General features: G+C 73.0%; 3 protein-coding genes. 1 reads left to right on the top strand and 2 read right to left on the bottom strand.

Annotation, left to right across the window (positions count from 1 at the left end):
- A partial coding sequence (locus tag GUY61_RS35955) for an AAA family ATPase (protein WP_243766989.1) occupies nt 1-1,011 on the top strand: 1,011 nt, incomplete at its 5' end.
- A gap of 18 nt (nt 1,012-1,029) precedes the next feature.
- Here the strand turns inward: GUY61_RS35955 and GUY61_RS35950 are convergent.
- Both GUY61_RS35950 and GUY61_RS35945 read right to left on the bottom strand, forming a co-directional pair.
- Nucleotides 1,030-2,271, bottom strand: a complete 1,242-nt coding sequence (locus GUY61_RS35950) for a hemolysin family protein (protein ID WP_166634501.1) — start codon at nt 2,269-2,271, stop codon at nt 1,030-1,032.
- A complete protein-coding gene (locus tag GUY61_RS35945) occupies nt 2,268-3,704 on the bottom strand; it encodes a hemolysin family protein (RefSeq protein WP_166634500.1) in 1,437 nt (478 codons plus the stop codon). The genes GUY61_RS35950 and GUY61_RS35945 overlap by 4 nt, the downstream gene beginning before the upstream one ends.
- Between the last annotated feature and the right edge of the window lie 47 nt (nt 3,705-3,751).

The following is a 3,751-nucleotide window of genomic DNA, read 5'->3' as shown; positions in this document are numbered from 1 at the left end:
CACACCCTGATGCCCGGAAGACCCGGCTCGGGAAGAGCCCTTCCGGAGCGGAGCCGGGCGGGAGGCCCCCGCGGCGGGAACCACGCCGTCAGGCGAGCGGCCGACCTTCGGCGTCGAGCCGTCCCGGAGCTGCTGGCCGCCGCGCTGGCGGAACTGGAGCGGATGGTCGGCCTGGAGCCGGTCAAGCGGCAGGTCAGGGCGCTGTCCGCGCAGCTGAAGATGGCGCGGCTGCGGGCCGAGCAGGGCCTTCCGGTGCAGCCGCCCAAGCGGCATTTCGTCTTCTCCGGGCCCTCGGGCACCGGCAAGACGACGGTGGCACGGATCCTCGGGCGGGTGTTCTACGCGCTGGGGCTGCTCGGCGGTGACCATCTCGTGGAGGCCCAGCGGTCCGACCTGGTGGGCGAGTTCCTCGGCCAGACCGCCGTCAAGGCGAACGAGCTGATCGACTCGGCACTCGGCGGGGTGCTCTTCGTCGACGAGGCCTACAGCCTGTCCAACACCGGCTACAGCAAGGGCGACGCCTACGGGGACGAGGCCCTCCAGGTGCTGCTCAAGCGGGCCGAGGACAACCGCGACCACTTGGTGGTGATCCTGGCCGGCTACCCGGAGGGCATGGACCGGCTGCTGGCCGCCAACCCCGGCCTGTCCTCCCGCTTCACCACCCGGGTGGACTTCCCCTCGTACCGTCCCCTGGAGCTGACCGCCATCGGCCAGGTCCTGGCGGCCGACAACGGCGACCAGTGGGACGAGGAGTCGCTGGAGGAGCTGCGGTCCATCAGCGGGCACGTCGTCGACCAGGGATGGATCGACGAGCTGGGCAACGGCCGGTTCCTGCGCACGCTGTACGAGAAGAGCTGCGCCTACCGTGACCTGCGGCTGTCCGGCTACGTCGGCACGCCGAACCGGGAGGAGCTGGCGACGCTCCGGCTGCCGGACCTGATGCAGGCCTACGGCGAGGTCCTGTCGGGCCGCGGCCCGATGGACCGCGGCCCCCAGGACCCGTTGCCGTAGCCGCCCCTGCGGCGGCCGTCAGCCGGCCAGCGCCCGTTCCTCCACCTCCGCGGCGGGAGCCGCGCCGCCCACGCGGGACACGCCGGCCGCGGGCAGCGACGGCTCCGCCGGCGCGGCGGCGGTTCCGGACGGTACGGCGGTTTCGCACGCGGCGGCGGTTCCGGACGGCAGGGCGGTTTCGGACGGCAGGGCGGGCGGCTGCGTCCCGACCGGCTTCGGCCGGGGCTGCTGCTCCCGGTGCGCCGGGTCGCGCACCTCGCCGACCAGCATCTCCAGGACGTCCTCCAGCGTCACCAGACCCAGTACCCGCCCGGAACCGTCGGCGACCTGCGCCAGGTGCGTCGCCGCGCGACGCATCACCGACAGGGCGTCGTCCAGCGGGAGTTCGGGCCGCAGCGTGGTCATGCGCCGCCACACCTGCTGCGGCACCGCGCGGTCCGGCTCGTCCAGGTCCAGTACGTCCTTGACGTGCACATAGCCCATGAAGGCGCCGTTCTCGGCGCAGACCGGGAAGCGCGAGTAGCCGGTGCGCACGGTCAGCTCCTCGATCCGGCGCGGGGTGACGGTGGGGTCGACGGTCACCAGCGAGGCCCGGTCGAGGAGTACGTCCGTGACCGGACGGCTGCCCAGCTCCAGCGCGTCCTCCAGCCGCTCCTGCTCACCGGGGTCGAGGAGCCCGGCCTGCCGGGAGTCCTCCACCAGATGGGTCAGCTGCTCGCTGGTGAAGACGGCCTCCACCTCGTCCTTCGGCTCGACCTTGAACAGCCTCAGGACCAGCCGGGAGCAGGCTCCGAAGAACGCGGTGACCGGCCGGCACAGCCGCGCGAACGCGACCAGCGCGGGGCTGAGCCACAGCGCGGTCCTCTCCGGCGCGGCCATGGCCAGGTTCTTCGGCACCATCTCGCCGACGACGAGGTGCAGGAAGACCACCACGGCCAGCGCGATGACGTAGCCGAGCGGGTGGATCAGCCCTTCGGGCACATGCACCGCGTGGAAGACGGGCTCCAGCAGTCCCGCCACGGTGGGTTCCGCGACCGCGCCCAGGGTCAGCGAGCAGACGGTGATGCCGAACTGGGCCGCCGCCATCATCTGCGGCAGGTTCTCCAGCCCGTGCAGCACCCGCCCGGCCCGCTTGGAGCCCTCTGCCGCGTACGGCTCGATCTGGCTGCGCCGTACGGAGACGAGGGCGAACTCGGCGCCGACGAAGAAGCCGTTGCCGAGGACCAGCAGGGCCGCGAAGACGAGTTGCAGCGCGCTCATCGCACGGCCTCCGCGGGTTCTGTCGCTGCCCGCTCAGTGACCGCGGGCTGCGTGACGGCGGACTGCGTGACCGCCCGTTCCGTGACCGCCGGTTCCGTAACCGCCGGTTCCGTGACCGTCTCCGTCGCGTCCGCCGTGCGCACGATCCGTACCCGCTCGGCCCGGTAGTGGCCGACCTGGCGCACGGACAGCCGCCAGCCGGGCAACTCCACCCGGTCACCGGGCACCGGGATCCGGCCCAGCAGATCGGCGACCAGGCCGGCGACCGTCTCGTACGGGCCCGCCGGCACCTCGAAACCGATGCGGTGCAGGGTCTGTACCCGGCAGCTGCCGTCCGCTTCCCAAGCGGGCCGGCCGTCCTCGGCGGGGACGGCCGCCAGCTCCGGCAGGTCGGCGGCGTCGTGCTCGTCGCGCACTTCGCCGACCAGTTCCTCGACGATGTCCTCCAGGGTGACCACACCGGCCGTGCCGCCGTACTCGTCGACGACGACGGCGATCGGCTGCTCGCTGCGCAGCCGCTCCAGCAGCGGCTGCACCGGCAGCGTCTCCGGCACCAGCAGCGGCGGCACGGAGACCGAGCCGACCGGGGTGCGCATCCGGTCCGCGGCCGGGACCGCGAGGGCGTCCTTGAGGTGGACCATGCCGACGACCTCGTCCAGCCGCTCGGCGTACACCGGGAACCGCGAAAGGCCCGTGGCCCGGGTCAGGTTCAGGACGTCGGCGGCGGTCGCCGACGACTGCAGCGCGCTGACCCGCACCCGGGGCGTCATGACGTGCTGGGCGGTGAGCCCGCCCAGCGAGAGGGTACGGACGAACAGGTCGGCGGTGTCCTGTTCGAGTGCGCCGGCCAGGGCTGAGTGCCGTGCCAGGGAGACGAGCTCACCGGGGGACCGGGCGGAGGCCAGTTCCTCGGTGGGCTCGACGCCGACCGCGCGCACCAGCCGGTTGGCGACCGCGTTGAGCAGGGCGATCACCGGCCGGAAGAGCCGTGAGAAGGCGTGCTGCGGGCCCGCCACGAATCGGGCGACCTGCAGCGGCCTGGACACCGCCCAGTTCTTGGGCACGAGTTCGCCGATCACCATCTGCACGGCGGAGGCGAGCAGCATGCCGATGGCCACGGACACCCCGGGAACGGCACCGCCGGGGATGCCCGCGGCGGTGAGGGGCCCGGAGAGCAGTCCGGCCAGGGCGGGTTCGGCGAGCATGCCCACCACCAGGGAGGTGATGGTGATGCCGAGCTGGGTGCCGGAGAGCTGGAAGGAGAGCTCTCGCAGCGCCTTCACCACGGTTTCCGCTCTGCGGTCGCCACCGGCGGCGGCCCGCTCGGCCTCCGCGCGTTCCACGGTGACCAGGCCGAACTCGGCCGCCACGAAGAAGCCGTTGGCGAGGATCAGAAGGAGCGCTGCGGCGAGCAGCAGAAGGGGGATGGTCATGCCGCCGCCTCCGTGGAGCCCTCCGCGCCGGGGCGGGAGGGTTGGTG

The organism is Streptomyces sp. GC420, assembly GCF_009916105.1.
In the GTDB taxonomy this organism is placed as follows: Bacteria; Actinomycetota; Actinomycetes; order Streptomycetales; family Streptomycetaceae; genus Streptomyces.
Note: the sequence above shows the minus strand (reverse complement) of the source record. Positions and strands in the feature narration are given on the sequence as shown.

Coding starts and splice junctions, on each gene's coding strand:
- GUY61_RS35950 (WP_166634501.1), bottom strand. CDS start 2,271: ATGAGCGCGCTGCAACTCGTCTTCGCGGCCCTGCTGGTCCTCGGCAAC.
- GUY61_RS35945 (WP_166634500.1), bottom strand. CDS start 3,704: ATGACCATCCCCCTTCTGCTGCTCGCCGCAGCGCTCCTTCTGATCCTC.